This window comes from Kribbella sp. WER1 (assembly GCF_054189145.1).
In genome coordinates this window covers 4,707,733-4,724,581 of sequence record NZ_CM135186.1, presented here as the reverse complement: position 1 = coordinate 4,724,581, position 16,849 = coordinate 4,707,733, and the positions used below count along the sequence as shown (strand labels likewise).

The 16,849-nt window shown below is 67.5% G+C and carries 16 protein-coding genes; 10 read left to right on the top strand and 6 right to left on the bottom strand.

Features of this window, described 5'->3' with window-relative positions; translation table 11 throughout:
• Window positions 1–200 precede the first annotated feature (200 nt).
• The 3 genes from ACXJJ3_RS22830 to ACXJJ3_RS22820 all read right to left on the bottom strand — a co-directional run bounded on the left by ACXJJ3_RS22830 (window position 201) and on the right by ACXJJ3_RS22820 (window position 4,591).
• Complete coding sequence (locus tag ACXJJ3_RS22830; protein WP_458163860.1) at window positions 201–1,394, bottom strand: mannosyltransferase family protein; 1,194 nt, start codon at window positions 1,392–1,394, stop codon at window positions 201–203.
• Between the two features lie 86 nt (window positions 1,395–1,480).
• On the bottom strand, window positions 1,481–1,804 hold the full coding sequence (locus ACXJJ3_RS22825; protein ID WP_458163859.1) for a hypothetical protein: 324 nt from the start codon (window positions 1,802–1,804) through the stop codon (window positions 1,481–1,483).
• A 528-nt stretch (window positions 1,805–2,332) separates the two neighbouring features.
• Window positions 2,333–4,591, bottom strand: a complete 2,259-nt coding sequence (locus tag ACXJJ3_RS22820; RefSeq protein ID WP_458163858.1) for a transglycosylase domain-containing protein — start codon at window positions 4,589–4,591, stop codon at window positions 2,333–2,335.
• Between the two features lie 177 nt (window positions 4,592–4,768).
• On the opposite strand from ACXJJ3_RS22820, the gene ACXJJ3_RS22815 reads away from it, so the two are divergent.
• Window positions 4,769–6,853 (top strand): family 43 glycosylhydrolase, encoded by a 2,085-nt coding sequence (locus ACXJJ3_RS22815; protein WP_458163857.1) that lies wholly within the window; start codon window positions 4,769–4,771, stop codon window positions 6,851–6,853.
• On the opposite strand, the gene ACXJJ3_RS22810 is transcribed toward ACXJJ3_RS22815, so the two are convergent.
• On the bottom strand, window positions 6,843–8,324 hold the full coding sequence (locus ACXJJ3_RS22810; RefSeq protein WP_458163856.1) for a short-chain fatty acid transporter: 1,482 nt from the start codon (window positions 8,322–8,324) through the stop codon (window positions 6,843–6,845). The two genes, ACXJJ3_RS22815 and ACXJJ3_RS22810, sit on opposite strands and share 11 nt — an antisense overlap.
• Window positions 8,325–8,538: 214 nt before the next feature.
• On the opposite strand from ACXJJ3_RS22810, the gene ACXJJ3_RS22805 reads away from it, so the two are divergent.
• The 8 genes from ACXJJ3_RS22805 (at window position 8,539) to ACXJJ3_RS22770 (ending at window position 14,361) form a co-directional block, all read left to right on the top strand.
• The gene (locus tag ACXJJ3_RS22805) at window positions 8,539–9,123 is read left to right on the top strand and encodes a PadR family transcriptional regulator (RefSeq protein WP_131284360.1); all 585 of its coding nucleotides are present in this window, start codon (window positions 8,539–8,541) and stop codon (window positions 9,121–9,123) included.
• Window positions 9,120–10,199: an inositol-3-phosphate synthase gene (locus tag ACXJJ3_RS22800; protein WP_458163855.1), complete on the top strand. Its 1,080-nt coding sequence runs from the start codon at window positions 9,120–9,122 to the stop codon at window positions 10,197–10,199. The genes ACXJJ3_RS22805 and ACXJJ3_RS22800 overlap by 4 nt, the downstream gene beginning before the upstream one ends.
• A gap of 69 nt (window positions 10,200–10,268) precedes the next feature.
• Complete coding sequence (locus ACXJJ3_RS22795) at window positions 10,269–10,805, top strand: GNAT family N-acetyltransferase (RefSeq protein WP_458163854.1); 537 nt, start codon at window positions 10,269–10,271, stop codon at window positions 10,803–10,805.
• 2 nt (window positions 10,806–10,807) lie between these two features.
• Window positions 10,808–11,635 carry a DUF72 domain-containing protein gene (locus tag ACXJJ3_RS22790; protein WP_458163853.1) on the top strand — a complete coding sequence of 276 codons (828 nt, stop codon included), beginning with the start codon at window positions 10,808–10,810 and terminating at the stop codon, window positions 11,633–11,635.
• Between the two features lie 86 nt (window positions 11,636–11,721).
• Window positions 11,722–11,898, top strand: coding sequence for a hypothetical protein (locus ACXJJ3_RS22785; protein WP_458163852.1), 177 nt, complete (start codon window positions 11,722–11,724; stop codon window positions 11,896–11,898).
• A complete protein-coding gene (locus tag ACXJJ3_RS22780) occupies window positions 11,895–12,809 on the top strand; it encodes a hypothetical protein (protein WP_458163851.1) in 915 nt (304 codons plus the stop codon). Before ACXJJ3_RS22785 ends, ACXJJ3_RS22780 begins: the two co-directional genes overlap by 4 nt.
• Entirely contained in the window at window positions 12,806–13,039 is a 234-nt protein-coding gene (locus tag ACXJJ3_RS22775; RefSeq protein WP_458163850.1) for a hypothetical protein, read from the top strand. The genes ACXJJ3_RS22780 and ACXJJ3_RS22775 overlap by 4 nt, the downstream gene beginning before the upstream one ends.
• Before the next feature lie 167 nt (window positions 13,040–13,206).
• A complete protein-coding gene (locus tag ACXJJ3_RS22770) occupies window positions 13,207–14,361 on the top strand; it encodes a M20 metallopeptidase family protein (RefSeq protein ID WP_458163849.1) in 1,155 nt (384 codons plus the stop codon).
• Here ACXJJ3_RS22770 and ACXJJ3_RS22765 read toward each other — a convergent pair.
• On the bottom strand, window positions 14,352–14,822 hold the full coding sequence (locus tag ACXJJ3_RS22765) for a MarR family winged helix-turn-helix transcriptional regulator (RefSeq protein ID WP_458163848.1): 471 nt from the start codon (window positions 14,820–14,822) through the stop codon (window positions 14,352–14,354). The genes ACXJJ3_RS22770 and ACXJJ3_RS22765 overlap by 10 nt on opposite strands.
• 96 nt (window positions 14,823–14,918) lie before the next feature.
• On the opposite strand from ACXJJ3_RS22765, the gene ACXJJ3_RS22760 reads away from it, so the two are divergent.
• Entirely contained in the window at window positions 14,919–15,341 is a 423-nt protein-coding gene (locus ACXJJ3_RS22760) for a nuclear transport factor 2 family protein (protein ID WP_458163847.1), read from the top strand.
• A gap of 46 nt (window positions 15,342–15,387) precedes the next feature.
• Here the strand turns inward: ACXJJ3_RS22760 and ACXJJ3_RS22755 are convergent, their stop codons facing one another.
• A complete protein-coding gene (locus ACXJJ3_RS22755) occupies window positions 15,388–16,818 on the bottom strand; it encodes a pre-peptidase C-terminal domain-containing protein (protein WP_458163846.1) in 1,431 nt (476 codons plus the stop codon).
• Window positions 16,819–16,849 lie beyond the last annotated feature (31 nt).

Here is a 16,849-nt window from a genome sequence, read left to right as displayed (position 1 = left end):
GCTGCCGTCGCCCTCGGTACGGATTACCCGGCGGAGCCTGCCCCTGAGAGGTTCCGCCGCCAGCCTTCAATTCAATACTGGTAATGAGGGGTGGCGGTCCCCGCCCGGACTGCCACCCCTTCTTCCCTATCGACGCTCGAACCCGCCGAGGGGTTGCCTCATCCCAAAACTGTCCACATGCCGGACGGGACCGGGCTGACTCAGCCGGACCAGCGGCCTGTGAAGAAGGCTGCGGCCCAGACAGCAGCCAGTGGTATCGCTAAGGCGAGGTACAGCCGGCCTAGCCATGGTTTTCGCTTCAGTAGCACTGCTAGGCCGATCCACAGCGGCCACATCAGCAGGGTCGCCCGGGTGAGCGAGAAGACCCAGTACGACGTACAGAAGGCGCCCAACGTCGCCGCTACCCACGCGGCCTCGCCCCAGGAACGCCGCCAGACCAGCCAGACCAGGAGCACCAGGAGGACGAACAGCGCGACCAGCTCGGCCCGGAACATCCAGGTCCAGTCAATACGGTCCGCGGGGAACCGGCCCTTGGTTGCGGCCTCCAAGGTGTGCTGCAGCGACGTCCACGGCCAGGTGAACGTCCGGGGCCAGCCCTTCTCCTGCGCCTGGTGCCACGCGAACCAGGACCCGTGGATCTGCTTCAGGTACGCCATGAAGCCCAGGACGGGTACCAACGGGAGCGCCAGCCACGGCAGCGACATCCAGTCCCGCTTCTTCGACGTCAGGAACTCCACACCGAGCGCGAAGATCAGGAACAGCCCAGACACCCGTACGGTCGACGCCAGCGCGACGAACACGGCCGCACGCGCCCAACGCCCCTGCCGCGCCGCCAGCCACGCCGGGAACGCAAAAGCACAGAAGAGGGACTCCGTGTACCCGGCCGCAAGGAACACCCCGACCGGAGCGCCGTACCAGACCATGGCCGCATGCGGCCCCAGCCCCTTCAGCTCCGGGAACTCGTACTCCGCCAGCCGGGCGAGGTACACGCCCGCGAACGCACTGGCGACCGCGGACACCACGATGCCCGAGGCAACGTAGCCGATCCCGCTGTAGTTGACGATGTGCACCAGCAACGGGAAACCGGGAAAGAACGCGGCCAACGGCGCACCGGAAGGCTCACCGTGGTTATACCCGTACTGCGCGACCGCGTTCAGGTGCCAGACGTCCCACTGCAGCCAGGCCCGCCACACGTTCGGGTAGTCGGTACCGCGGTTGAACAGCAACGGCGCCGACACCGACAGTACGAACAGCCCCAACCGGCTGACCAGCCACCACCCGAGCACGTCCCGCCCGAGCGCCGACGGCATCCACCGCTGCCACCAAACCCCGTCAACCCGGGCCCGCCGCGCCCGCCCCGCCCGAGGCTCGCCGGCAGCCGCGCGCTCAAACACGCCGCCACCACCGCACACCACAGTCCGCCCGAGTCACCCCCCTATCGTCCCCCATCCGGGTTCCAGCCGCCCGAACCCGGTTGCCGTCAAGACGTGACCGGCCTCCTGATGAACGGATCCACCCGGAACTCAGCCGCGATCACCGGCGACGTGAACGTGGCACCGAACGGTACGACCTGCTCCCAGTTCTGCCCGACGGTGTCATTGAAGTACCCAGGACGCGGACGAGAGGACTGAAACATCTGCTTCTGCCCGGTCAGTCCCACCTGCATCCGAACCAAGCTCCCACCCGAGTTGACGTAGACCGCGCTGGCGACAGCACTCGAACGCGCGATCGGTACCTCGGTCTTGCCATCTGCGAGGTACCACTTCCCGTGGTACCCAGCCGCGGCCAGCGACTTGTCGGCCACCAGCAGCGCTGTGACCGGGTCCGGTGCAAAGAGCCCCAAGCTTCGCCGAACGCCGCACTCTGAGTCCCAAGGGTCTTGCTGTCCCTTCGGACCCTTGTTTCCACGGACACAGCCGACTTCCTCCCGGGTGCCCACGACCCGGGCCTTCGGCGCGGCCGCGCGAACAGCTCGCTCAGCCGGCGCCAGTCGGGCCCTGGTAACCGTCAGCGCACGCTGGAACTCGGCGCCCCGCGGATCGATGATCTCCAACTTGTCTTGCCGAGCGCGGCTGGTGCAAGCAGTCGCGGCTAGCAGTGCAAGTACGGAGACACCGATCCGCATCGTAGCGCCAGAACGGCGCGGAGCAGCTTGGTTCGCATCATGAAGATCCCCCATATTCTCGGCAGAGATCACGCTCTGCAGTCGGTGATGCACGCACGGAGAACGTAGTGATCCCGTAGCTGCCGGGTCAACGAATCTGCAGGTTGTTGCAGGCGCACGTTGCTGCAACGAGAACGGCACCCCGTGCGGGGTGCCGTTCTGGTGCGGTTACTGACCGGTGCCGGGTTTCCTCGGTGTATTGGTCGACTGGGGCGGACCACCGGTTGGCAGCGTGATGACGGGGGTGTTCGTCGGCTGCGTCGGTTTGGTCTTCGTCTTCGTCGGATCGGGTGTGTTCGGCGGAGGCGTGCTGGGCGGGGGCGTATTGGGTGGCGGGGTACTCGGCGGCGGTGTACTCGGCGGCGGTGTGTTGATCGGAGTACTGGGCGGCGGCGTATCGGTCGGCGTCGGTGTGTACGTCGGCGTCGACGTGTCCTTGATGTCGTCGCCGTTCGGCTCCGTGAACGGCACAGTCGGCACGCCTTCGAGGGCCGCGGACATGAACGCCAGCCAGGTCTTCAGCGGCCAGTTCCCACCGAAGAATGCCGGGTCGCTGCTGTACGGGTCGAGGTTGGACTCACCACTGGCGCCGGCCCGGTACAGCACGGAGGTGGACTCTTGCGGCGTGTACCCGGTCCACCACGAGGTCAGCGTCGCCGAGTTGTCCTTGCAGCCGTCGCACGCCTTGTTCTTCGCACGGTCCTCGACGGCGACCCCACCCGCGGTGCCGGTCTTGCCCGCGACCGGGCGCTGGAGATCCTTCGCGCCCACGCCGGTGCCCTTCTGCACCACGTTCTGCAGCGCGTAGTTCACCAGGTTGGCGATCTCCGGGCTGAAGGCCTGCTTCTGCTTCTTCAGCAGATCGGCGTCCGAGTACACGACCTTGCCCTTGGCGTCGCGTACTTCCTTGATGACGTGCACCGGCGTGTACTTACCACCGGCTGCGAAGGTCGCGTAGGCGTTTGCCATGTCGACCGGCGACGCGTACGCATTCGGGCCGAGCACTGTCGACGGGTTGGCCTTGTCGTCCTCGAGTGTCTTGGAAGCCGGGATACCGGCCGCCTCCGCCGCGGCGACGACCTTCTCCGGACCGTTGTCCATTTGGTTGTCGACCAAGTCGTAGAAGGCGGTGTTGATCGACTGCTCGGTCGCCTTCATCAAGGTGACGTCACCGTAGTCGGTGCCGAGCTCGTTCCGGAACTTCTGTCCCTGGACGACGATCGGGCTGTCGCCCTGATAGACGCCCCACAGCGACTTCTTGTCCTCAAGCGCCGCGGCCAGCGCGAACGGTTTGAAGGACGAACCCGGCCGCGCCTTCGCAGTCGCCCAGTTCAGCTGGCTCTTGAGGAAGTCCGGACCGCCGTACAACGCCAGCAACTGGCCGGTCCCCGGCTGCACCGCGGCCATCCCGACATGCAGTCCGTCGCGCTTCTTCGGCAGCTCGTTCTGGGCCGCCACCAGCATCCGCTTCTGCTGCTGGTAGTTGAAGGTCGTCGTGACCGTCAGGCCACCGCCCTGGATTTCGTCCTCGTCGAAGTGCTGCGCCAGCTCCTTACGCGCCATGTCGAGCAGGAAGCCGTTCGGTCCTGCGTAGCGGCTGCTCTTTTTCTGCAAGTTCTCAAGGCTCGGTAGGCGAGCGCCGTACTGCTTCTCTTGGGTTGGCGTGATCGTGCCCAGTTGCTGCATACCGTTGAGGACGTAGTGATACCGGTCGATGATCCGCTTCTTCGTGCGCGGGTCCGGATCGGTGACGTCGAACAGCGTCGGGTTGTTGAGGACGGTCGCGAGCAGTGCCGTCTGCGGGACCGACAGTTGACTCGGTTCCTTCACCCCGAAATAGGTCTTGCCGGCGGCGGCGATGCCGTACGCACCCTGACCGAAGTAGATCGTGTTCAGATAACCCTCGAGCGTCTTGCTCTTGTCCTGCTGCCGACCGAGTTTGGTGGCGATGAACAGTTCTTTGAGCTTCCGGGAGACCGTCCGCTCCTGGGTCAGGTACATGATTTTCACGTACTGCTGGGTGATCGTCGAACCACCCTGCATCTGCTGACCCTGGGCAATGTTCCAGGCCGCCCGCACCATGCCCTGGGGCGAGATGCCGGGGTTTGTCCAGAACGTCCGGTCCTCCGCCGCGATCACCGAGTCCTGGACCCACTTCGGGATCTGCGACAGCGGCACGGTGCGCCGGTTCTGCTCATAGAACGAACCCAGCGGGTTGCGCCCATCGGCGAAGGTCACCGTGGTGGTGTTGGTCTGGAAGTCGGCGTTCGCGTTCGGGATCTTCGTCGTCTGGTAGATGATGAAGAACGCTGCGACCGCTCCGATGACGCCGAGGAACAAGAGTGCGGCGAGCCAGCCCAGCACCCGGAGCGCCCAGTGTTTCTTCCGCCGGCGCGACGGGGCGGCCTTTCTACGAGCTTCACTCACAGTGCAATCCTCGACGATCTCGCGGAAGTCATTGCCCCACAGACTACGGTGGGTGTGGTAACAGGCCCGAATCCGCTCCGGATGCTAGCAACACCGGGCCGACCTGGCGAAAAGTGGTCCAGGGGAACTCTCAGCTGGAGTCTTTACAACGTTGGAAGCATCCGGTTCCCTGAGGATGTGATCCGCCTCTCACTGCTCGCAGCGGGCCTGACGCTGCTCGTCTCCTCGGTCAGTCACGCCGCGGCCCCGCCGGCCGCCGGCTACTCGAACCCCGTCACCGCCGGGTACTCCGCCGACTTCCCGGACCCTTCGATGATCAAGGGCCGCGACGGCTGGTGGTACGCCTACTCGACCGGCGGCCCGTACGCGAAGGACGGGCACGACGGCGACTCGTACAAGATCGCCCGTTCCCGCGACCTCACCCACTGGGAGAAGGTCGGCTCGGTCTTCAACGCGACCAACCGCCCGACCTGGGCGGACCCGAGCAGCGGGTTCTGGGCGCCGGACATCCGCTACATCGACGGGAAGTACGTCCTGTACTTCACCGTCCCGAACACCACGACGACGCCGGGCGACTGGGACTACGCGATCGGCGCGGCGACCGCGCCGACCCCGGCCGGTCCGTGGACCGACTCCGGCGCCCCGGTGGTCGCGCCGCGCCCGGCCGCGGGTGGGGGATTCCAGTGGACCATCGACCCGGCGGAGTTCACGGACACGGACGGTACGCGGTACCTGTACTGGGGCAGCTACAACGGCGGCATCCACGCCGTACGGCTGACGCCGGACGGGCTTCGTACGACCGGAGCGGTCACCGACGTCGCCCGGGACCGCTTCGAGGGCCCGTACGTCGTGAAGCACGACGGGTACTACTACCTCTTCGGCTCCTCTGCGAACTGCTGCGCCGGCCCGACCACCGGGTACGCCGTGTTCGCGGGGCGGTCGCGCAGTCCGCTCGGCCCGTTCCTCGACCGCGAGGGCCACGACCTCAACGCCTCGCGCACCGGTGGTACGCCGGTGGTCGCGTCCAACGGGAACCGCTGGGTCGGGACCGGCCACTCGTCGGTCGTCACGGACCTGAGCGGCCAGCAGTGGCTCGCGTACCACGGGGTCGACCGCACTGATCCGTTCGTGACGAACAGCAACGGCTGGCTGCTCCGGCCGATGCTGCTCGATCGACTCGACTGGATCGACGGCTGGCCGGAAGTGAACGCAGGTACCGGTCCCAGCGAGTCCAGCAAGGTCTCGCCGGTCACCACGTCTACTGCGACAGCAGGCAACGTACGGGTCGAAGCAGACGTCACGGGCACCGGCCAAGGCGTCTCAGCGCACGGTGTGACGGCTGTATTGAGCCAGGGTCAGCTCAAGGTCACCAACCGGACCGGTTATAGCCGTAGCGTGCCAGTGCCGCTGAACGTACCCGGCACCATCGCGTTGGAGCTCCGCGACAACCACGCGACCGCAGAGTTCAGTGAGGACCGCCTGGGCGACCCGTTGGCGACAGTGCAACTGCCTGCGCCGGGTGCTGGCGCCGCCGCGCCCGTAGGCGGTGCCAGCAACTTCTCGGTTGCTCCGCTCTACAAGCCGGTCACCCGCGCAGCCCCGACGCCCCGCATCGGCCGGATCGACCCGCGGTACTCCGACGAGTTCACGAGCGGCCTGAATTCCGGCTGGACCTGGCGGAACGTCAGCCCCGACGCCACCGTCGCCAACGGTGCGCTGCAGTGGAAGACGGAGGCGAACGACCTCACCGACAACAACACCGCGGCGAAGGCGTCACTGCTGCTCCGCGACCAGCCGACCGGCAACTTCGTGGTGGAGACCAAACTGCACCTCGACGTCGGCACCGACACGGTCCGGAACTACCAGCAGGCCGGTCTGCTGGTCTACCTGGACGACGAGAACTGGATGCGGCTCGACCATGTTGCCGGCGGCACCGGGCGGTTCATCGAGTTCGGCAAGCGGATGCGGTTCACGCCGGCCGGTGCTCCGTCGGTGGTCACGTTCGGCGGCGCGATGATCGGCCCGCCGGCCGAGACGACGTGGCTGCGGCTGGCGCACGACGTCGTACCGCAGACCGGCGAGCACCGGTACCGGGCGGCGTCCAGCACCGACGGGAAGCATTGGGTGTGGGGCGCGGCGTGGACCCTGCCGGCCGGTACGACGCCGCGCATCGGGCTGGTGTCGCAGGGCTCGTCGGCGCAGACAGAAGCGCAGTACGGCAAGGCGACCGCACAGTTCGACTACTTCCGCGTCACGAGGTGACGTGCGGAGCCAATAGCGTCACGGCGATCAGTGCGGCAGGAAAGCAGGCCAAGAACATCGTGAACGTGTAGCCCATGATGTCGCGGGCCTTGAGTCCGAGGATGGCGAGCGTCGGCAGCATCCAGAACGGTTGCAGCAGGTTGGCGCTCGCCTCCCCGAGGTCGTACACGACAACCATCCATCCCGCGTCCACGTGCAGCGTGTTCGCGGCCTGCAGGACGTACGGCGCCTCGATCACCCACTTGCTGCCGCCGCTGGGGACGAAGATGCCGAGGATGCACGAGTAGATCGCGACCAGCGGCGGGAACAGGAACTGGCTGCTCGCATGCACCAGCCAGCCGGCCAGGCGTGCGGAGATCCCGGTGTACGCGATCATCCCGAAGATCCCGCCGTACAAGGGGAACTGGAGCAGTACGCCGGCCGCCGCCGGTGCGCCGTCGCGGACCGCGCGGGCCATCCGCCACGGGCGCCAGTGCAGCAGCAATGCGAGCAGGAACAGCACGAGGTTGACCGTGTTGAGGTCCAGCGCGTTGAAGAAGTTCTTGCCGCTGAAGTAGCGCACGAGATACACCGCACCGAGCAGCACGATCAGCAGGCTGAACAGCGGCGAGTGCTCGAGCCAGTCACCGGGCCTGCGCTTCTCCTCGCGTTGACCGTTGTACTGCGATCCACGCCCGATCAGCGGTTTGAGCTCGATGCCGATATCTGCCGCGGTCCGCGCGGCGCCTTCGCCCGGCGCGATGAACCACGCCATCGCGACGCCGACGACGTACACGATCAGCGTCGCGACGATCGCCTGCCAGGTGAAGATCGTGTCGCTGAGCGGGATCAATCCGCTGGCGTGACCGGCCGCCTTGATGACCTCCTGCACGGGCGGCGGGCTGCTGCTCGCGCTCGCGACCTGCAACGCGGCCGAGCCCGACAACCCCTGCGCCCACACGGTTCCGAGGCCGAGGAACGCCATCGCGCCGAGCGCACGGTAGTCCGCCTTCGGGACGTTCCGGGCCACCTCGCGCGCCAGGATCGCGGCGAAGATCAGACTGAAGGCCCAGTTCAGGTACGACGCGATCATCGCGACCGCGGCGACGAACGCGACGGCGCTCCGCGGGTTCTTCGGGATCCGCGCGAGCCGGGTGATCAACCGGGCGACCGGGCCGCTGGTGGCGACGGCGTACCCGCCGATGATGATCATCGCCATCTGCAGGGTGAATGTGATCAGCGACCAGAACCCGATGCCCCAGGCATCGACCATCCCGAAGCCCTTGGTCGCGGCCGGGTCGTCCGGGCGCTTCAGCAGCGGCTCACCGGTGACCAGGCCGAACAGCAGCACCACGAACGTCCCGACCAGGACGAACCCGAACGCGTCCGGGAGCCACTTCTCGGTGAAGGCGGTGAACCGCAGGGCCAGCCGGGCGAGCACGCCTTCGGCCGCAACCTCGGATCTGGCGTGCTTCCCATGACTGTCGGTCATTACCCTCCGCTCCCGGGCTACGACGCTGGGTGTCATTCGATTAACGCAGCTCGGCGCCTGACGTAACAGGTTTCTCGGCGCGGCGGGATTCGAGGGTTACAAAGGTCGTGTTTGTCAAGAGTTGTCCACAGGCGTCAGGTCTGCTTACAGTGGCAGCACGATGTATCGAGCCGATACATCAGGTCATGACAAACTAGACCGTGGGAGGTGAGTCATGGGAAACCGCAGTGGGGTCCTGGAGCTCGCCGTACTCGGTCTGCTGCACGAAGCGCCGATGCACGGTTACGAGCTCCGCAAGCGCGTCAACGCCCAGTTCGGCTGGGGACGCGTGCTGTCGTTCGGTTCGCTCTACCCGTGCCTGAAGGCGATGCTCCGCAACGGGCTGATCACGGCCGACCCCGGGACGCCGGAGTCGGGTCGCCGGCCCAAGATCGTGTACACGATCACCGCCGACGGGAAGGACTACTTCGCGCACGCGATGCACGAAGCCGGTCCGTCGGCCTGGGAGGACGACACCTTCGGCGTCCGCTTCTCGTTCTTCGGCCGGACCGATCCGGCCACCCGGTTGCGCATCCTCGAGGGCCGCAGGGCCCGGATGGAGGAGCGACTGGCCAACTTCCGGGCGGCCATGAGCCGGACGGCGGAGCGGGTCGACGCCTACACCCTCGAGCTGCAACGGCACGGCCTGGAGTCGGCCGAGCGCGAGGTCCGCTGGCTGAACGAGTTGATCGACGGCGAGCGGCGCCAACAGCGGCCCCCTGACCAGCACCATCCGCCTACCCAAGGAGATTCCAGATGACCTCGATCCGAGTGGCGATCGTCGGCGTCGGCAACTGCGCAAGCTCGCTCGTCCAGGGCGTGCACTACTACCGCGACGCCAAGCCCGAGGAGCGTGTCCCGGGTCTGATGCACGTCGTGTTCGGCGAGTACCACGTGCGCGACGTGGAGTTCGTCGCCGCGTTCGACGTCGACGGCAAGAAGGTCGGCCTGGACCTCGCCGACGCGATCGGCGCCAGCGAGAACAACACGATCAAGATCTGCGACGTACCGCCGACCGGCGTGACGGTGCAGCGCGGTCACACTCTCGACGGCCTCGGCAAGTACTACCGCGAGACCATCACCGAGTCCGACGCCTCGCCGGTCGACGTGGTCGCGGCGCTGCGTGAGGCGCAGGTCGACGTCCTGGTCTGCTACCTGCCGGTCGGTTCGGAGCAGGCGGCGAAGTTCTACGCGCAGTGCGCGATCGATGCGGGTGTCGCGTTCGTGAACGCGCTGCCGGTGTTCATCGCCGGTACCAAGGAGTGGGCGGACAAGTTCACCGCGGCCGGGCTGCCGATCGTCGGCGACGACATCAAGTCGCAGATCGGCGCGACCATCACGCACCGCGTGCTGACCAAGCTGTTCGAGGACCGCGGTGTCACCGTGGACCGCACGTACCAGCTGAACGTCGGCGGCAACATGGACTTCAAGAACATGCTCGAGCGGGAGCGGCTGGAGTCCAAGAAGATCAGCAAGACCCAGTCGGTCACCTCGCAGCTGCGCGAGGAGATCGAGGACCGCAACGTCCACATCGGCCCGTCGGACTACGTGGCCTGGCTGGACGACCGCAAGTGGGCCTTCATCCGGCTCGAGGGGCGCAACTTCGGCGACGTCCCGCTGTCGCTGGAGTACAAGCTCGAGGTCTGGGACTCCCCGAACTCGGCCGGCATCATCATCGACGCGATCCGCGCCGCGAAGATCGCCAAGGACCGTGGCATCGGCGGCCCGATCCTGTCCGCGTCGTCGTACTTCATGAAGTCGCCGCCGGAGCAGTACGCCGACGACGTCTGCCGCGAGCTCGTCGAGAAGTTCATCCGCGGCGAGGTCGAGCGCTGATCTGATTCGCACCGGACGCTGCCCCGTACCCCTCGCCGGGTGCGGGGCAGCGTGCGATCATGGCGCCGGATGACCGAGATCCGTGAGTACCGCGACTCCGACGCCGCCGGCTGGCTGCGCTGCCGCCTGCTGAGCTTCTTCGACACCGAGTACTTCGACGACGTGGTCGTCGAGCGGCCCACGTTCGAGAACCCCGCCCATCGGCTGGTGGCCGCCGACGACGGCACGGTCGTCGGCCTGATGGACGTCGAGATCTTCCCGGACCGCGCCACCATCGCCACGCTCGCCGTCCACCCCGACCATCGACGTCGGGGCCTGGCGACGAGACTCCTCGAAGCAGTACTTCCACGCTTGTCGGCCGACGTACTCGATGCGTGGACTCGTGGTGATGCGTCCGCGAACGACTGGTACCGGCGGTCCGGATTCATCGAGGAGTTCCGGTATCTCCATGTCTACAAGACGTGGCAGGACGAGGCGCTCGTGGCGCCCCAGGGCGTGGACCGGGTCGTGAACGCGTTCATGCAGGCGCCGATCTCGGCCGAGGCGGAGATGCGGGAGCGGTTCGGGCGAGTGCACGTGTGTCGGCAGTACGTGCGAAAGTTGTAGGCATGCTGTCCGTCGGGTGCGCGCAGTGGACGCATGCCGCCTGGCCGCAGCCGTCGCGGGACAAGCTGCGGTCGTACGCGTCGTGGTGCAACGCAGTCGAGAGCAACACGACGTTCTACGCGACGCCGTCCCGGTCCTCGGTGGAGAACTGGGCCGCGCAGACACCACCCGACTTCCGCTTCGTGGTGAAACTGCCGCAGGTCATCACGCACGAACGACGACTCACGAACATCGACGCGGAACTCCGCGCCTTCCTCACTGCGATCGAGCCGCTCGGCCCGCGCAACCACGCGGTCTGGATCCAACTGCCGGCCGCGTTCTCCCCCACCGACCTCGGCACGCTCGCCGCCTTCCTGCACAAGGCGCCGACCGACCAGCGGTACGCCGTGGAGGTCCGGCACCGCGCGTTCTTCGACGAGCCCCAGGCCGCGGCGAATCTCGAACGGGTGCTGGCCCGCGCTCAAGCCGAGTGGATCCCCTTCGACACCGGCACGCTGTTCTCCCGCCGCCCGACCAGCTTCGCCGAGCGCGACGCGTGGATGAAGAAGCCGCGCGTGGCCCGCCGAACCCGGGCGCTGACCGGCTCCCCGATCGTCCGGTACATCGGCCGTGACTCGGTCGCCGAGACCGTCGACGGCTGGGCGTACCTCGTCGACCTGGTCGTGAACTGGCTCGCCGAAGGCCGCTCGCCGACGATCTTCCTGCACACCCCCGACAACGCCGAGGCCCTCAACCTGGCCCGCCGCTTCCACGCCACCGTCGCCGCGGCCGTTCCCACGCTGGCCCCGCTCCCGGAACCCGTCGAAGCCGAGCCGCCCACGCTGTTCTAGTTATCCACAGCTCCGAAAGTCCCCCGTGGAAAAGGCACCGAACTCCGTATGTTCTCCGCCGACTTCACGACTCGGGAGGACAACCCATGGAGCACTCGACCGGCACCACAGCCGACGCCCGCGCGGAGCGGCGCGCCCGCAACGACTGGCTGATCACCGAACTCACCCGGCTCGCGGCGGCCGCCGACGATCCGCACGAGCAGACCAGATACCGCCGCGCCGCCGACTCCCTGACCCGGCTCGCGCTCGCGATGCGCCCGTGAGTACGCCGGAATCGCTCGGCGACCTGCTCACGATCAGCGGCGAGACCGCCCGCGAACTCGCCGGCGCCGACCAGTCCGCGTGGAACGGAGGCGTCGTCGCGACCTCGAGCGTGATGCTCGGCCTCGCCCACTGGGACGGCACGCTGTACCTCGACCGCGAGGAGATCCTCGAGCCGCTCCAGCACATGTACGAGCACGCCGGCGAGTACCAGGCGCCGCCGATCCTGCTCGCCTACAAGGAATCGCTGGCAACCATCCTGCACGAGCACGCCCACTTCCTCGGCCCGTCCGGCGCCACCCAGGACGCCGCCCGCGAAGGCTTCCTCAAACCCGGCAGCCGCGAGCTGGAGGAAGGCGTCACCGAGGCCTGGGCCCAGGACCACCTGGACGAGTACATCCGCCGCCTCGGCATCGACAAGGTTGCCCCCGGCATCAAGTCCGTCCGTTCGGGCGGCTACTACCCCGCGTTCGTCCCCGCCGTCCGCCACCTGGCTGCCGATCTCGACGCCCGCACCAACCACCCACCCGGCCACACCCTCAAGTCCCTCAACCGCCAAACCGCCGCCGGCCAGTTCCCCCTCCTCGTCGGCCGCCTCTACAACTCGACCCGCCTCCCCACCCTCGAGCCGCCAGACGCTCCCACCCGGGCCCAACTCGAAACCATCCTCCGCACCGGCCTCTCCCGCCTGGACAGTCACGAAATCGCCTCCCCCGACGAGGCAGCCGCCAAGTCCCGCCGCACCGCCGAGGCCGTCCTGACCCATCTCAACCAGGAGATCCAGACCGCCGAATCCACCTACGCCTGCACCCGCACAGCCCTCTCAGGCCTAGCTGTCCCGCGCCCAACAGCCACCACTCACACCCCGTCCAAGCCTCGTCCCGCCACCCGCACCCCGGAACTGACCAGATGAACACCAGCCGCATCTACTCGGAGGCAGCACCGATGGACTTCCAGACCTTCAGAGCCGAATTCCGGCGCGTACTCATCGCCATCGAGTCACTCGACACAGACCAATTGGCCGCCGAAGCCGAACGCCTTCACGAACTCGCCATCACCCTGGAACCCGCATCCGACCGCCCCAGCGCCCGCCGCCTGATCGCCCCACTCGCTCGCGCAGTAGCAGCAGAACAGGCCACCTGATGGATCGCCTGCTCGCCCGTTGCTCGACTTCCGCATCACACCTCGACTCTCACCACTCACCACATCTCGCGGCTACGTGGGTACGGTGGCGGGCACGTTGGTGTGGAAGGGACTGGAGGTTGGTTGTGGGCTTCGTTGCCGAGGGTGCGGGGATTCTGGCGAGATTGGTGGAGCTGCGGCGAGTGCTGCATCGCGAGCCTGAGGTGGGGCTGGTGTTGCCGCGGACCCAGGAGGTGGTGATGGATGCGTTGGCCGGGTTGCCGTTGGAGACCAGTACCGGGCGCGAGGTGACCTCCGTGGTCGGGGTGTTGCGCGGTGGGGCGCCGGGTCCGACCGTGTTGTTACGCGGGGACATGGACGCCTTGCCGGTGGTCGAGGAGACGGGGCTGGAGTATGCGGCGGAGAACGGGAACATGCATGCCTGCGGCCACGATCTGCACACGGCGGGGCTGGTCGGCGCGGCGCGGCTGTTGAGTGCACGTCGGGAGGAGCTGCACGGGAACGTGATCTTCATGTTCCAGCCCGGCGAGGAAGGGCTCGGCGGGGCCGGGTACATGCTGCGTGAAGGGCTGCTGAAGGCGACTGGCGACAAGCCGGTTGCGGCGTACGCGTTGCATGTCTGGGCGCAGGCCGGGAAGGGAGTGTTCCAGTTGCGGCCGGGGACGATGATGGCGAGTTCGAACCAGTTGCACATCACCGTGTACGGCAAGGGCGGGCACGGGTCGATGCCGGCGACGACGGTGGATCCGGTGCCGGTGGTGGCGGAGATCGTGCTGGCGCTGCAGGCGTACGTGACGCGGCGGGTCGACGTGTTCGACCCGGTGGTGGTCACGGTGACGCAACTCGAGGCCGGCGTTGCGATCAACGTCATCCCGAACTCGGCCCGCCTCGGCGCGACGGTGCGAACGCTGTCCGACGCGATGCTCGATCAGCTGACGCGGGATCTGCCCGCGCTCGCGGAGCGGATCGCGGCCGCGCACGGCTGCACGGTCGACGCGCGGCTGAATCCGCAGTACCCGGTGACGGTGAACGATGCCGGGCGTACGGCGGAGACGACCGAGGTGCTGACCGAGATGTTCGGCGTGGACCGGGTCGAGCGCTTGCAGAATCCGTTGATGGGCGCCGAGGACTTCTCGATGGTGCTGCGGGAGGTGCCGGGAACGTTCGCGATGGTGGGCGCGCGGCCGGAGGACGTGGCGGCAGGCGAGGCGCCGTCGAATCACTCGAGCGTGGTGCGGTTCGACGACGCGGTCCTGGGTGACAACGCGGCGGCGTTGGCTGCACTCGCTGCCAGGCACCTGATCCCGCGGGCTCAGGGCTGAGCGGAGAGGTGGTTGTTGACTCGGGTCAGGAGGGCGAAGAGCTGAGTCCGTTCGTCTGCGGTCAGGGGTGCCGTGATGTGGTTGTTGACCGCGGACAGTACGCCGTCGAGCTCGGCTAGGCGGGCTTCGCCGGCGGGGGTGATCGTGATGACGTTGCGGCGTTTGTCGGTTGGGTCCGGGGTGCGGCGGATCCAGCCACCTTCCGACAGTTCGTTGAGGACGGCGACCAGGTCGCTCTTGTAGACACGGGCGCGGCCGGCGACCGCCGCCTGACTCGCGGGGCCGAACTCGGCGAGGGCCGCGAGTACGACGAAGTGGTCCTTGTGGGCCCCGATCGCGCGGAGCGCCTCGCTGGAAACGCGTTGCGTCTGGGCCGCGGTCATCCCGACCAGACGAGACAGCTGCGCCCGCAGCCGCTCGGGCGTCTGGTCACCGTGATCGAACCGCAGGTCCTCGTCCATGGGGACAGCGTACGCCTGTTGCGTTAGTCAGACTAACGATCTATATTCATTGGCGGCGCCAATGTTAGTCAGCCTAATTATTGAGGGGTTCTCCTGATGAACGACCTGCGCGAACTGATTGATCGCAGCGAGCTGGCCGAGCTGGTTGCCCGGCACAGTCTGTGGATCGACGAACTGCGGTACGACGAAAGCGACGAACTGTTCACCGACGACGTGGTCGTCAAGTCGCTCCGCGGCGAGGCCGTGGGTATCGAGGCGCTTGTCCAGCTGGCCCGCAAGGGGCACGACGTCTACGTCCGCACCTTGCACAACAAGTCCAACCTGGTGATCACGATCGACGGCGACACCGCGACCGTGCGGGCGAACGACCTCGCCGTGCTCGTCCGGCACGACATGACCGAGGAGATCGCCGCCGCGATCCACCACTACGGCGCGCGGCGGACCTCGAAAGGCTGGCGGTTCGATCGGCTGGAGGTCGCTCCGCAGTCGCTCACAGCCCCACTCGAACGGGCCATCTAGGACCTGTGGCTGGTCGATCCGCGCGAGATCGACCAGCCCCAAGGGTTCAGGACTGCGAGATGCCGAGCGTGTACGCGCCGCGGCTGCCGTAGGTGGAATACCCGGTGTTCAGCGGATCGCCGTACCCGACGTTGTCGATCCGGAGGTAGTACGTACCGGGCTGGAGGGTGCCGGTGACGGTCGCGCCGAGGCCGGTCGGCGTACCTGCGTCGCTTTGGCCGGAGGCTGGGTCGTTCGAGGCGACGACTGCGCCGGAGCTGTCCAGCAGGTCGAGCTTGATGTCCAGGTTGCCGCCGACCGCGGCCGGGTTCGCCGTCGCGGTGTAGTTGCCTGCGGCACTCACGTCGACGCGGTAGACGTCGGTGTCGTCCTCCGCCGCGATGATCCCGGACACCGGCGTACCGACGGTCAGCGCGGCGGCGTCGGCGGTCGTGTCGCCGGCCTCGTCGGCGCGGAGGGCGAGGCCGTGGGTGCCGACGACCGCGAAATCGTCTTCCTTGTTGTTCGCATCGGCGTATTCGCCCTTGCTCCACTGGCTGATGCCGCGGTAGTAGCCGACGCCCATGATCGGAGCCCAGGCGCCGTGGCCCTGGTAGTACCCGACCGTCGACGTGCCGTCGTGCGACAGCCCGACGTTGTGCCCGGCCTCGTGCGACGCCGCCTCGGCCAGGTTCTTCGCGCCGGTGCCGACGCCCTTCGTGAACACCAGGGCCGGCTGGTAGTACGCGTGCTGCGAGGAGTTGTCGTACACCCCGACGTAAGCAACCCCGCCGCACCCGCAGCCGGACTGGTACCAGGTGTCCGGATCGATCACAACCCGCGTCCCGTACTGCTGGTCCGACGCACCCGCCCGGTCGATTGCCGCCGGGTCAGGCTCCTGCGTCGTCACGTCCACGTCGAACGGCGCGTAGTCCTCCGCGACCCGGGCCCACACCTCACGGACGACATCCTGCTCGGCCGTGCTGAAACTCGAAGGATCGCCGTCGGTGTCGTACGCCGAGATGTTCACCGGGTCGATGCCCTTCGACGCGTTCCACGCCGTACCGGTGATCGTGTGGCCGTCGAAGTCCAGGTAGATGACCCGGTTCGAGCCGGGCTTACTGTGCAGCTCGAACGCCGGCCCGGTCGCGCCGGCGACGGCGGTCCGGGCCCAGCGCGGCGACGCCTCCGGCGCCTTCTGCGCCGCGGTCAGCGCGGGTTCGCGGTAGAACAACTTGCTGTCGGCATCGAGCCACGCGGTCTTGTCGGTGGCCAGGATCTGCCGCAACTGGTCCGTCGGCAGTCCGTTGTGCGCGGCCACCTCAGCCAGCCGCGACTGCACCTTTCCGAGCACCTGGCTGCCGACCACCGGCTGCGACAGGAGCTGGTCGATCGGTGTCTGTTGCGCATCGGCCTGGCCGCCGAGCGCGACAGCCAGCCCTCCGAAAGCGACAGCACCGGCACACGCGAGTGCGCCGGCGCGGCGGATTCTGTTCATACGGGTTCCTCCTCACGTCCCCCCGCGGGCG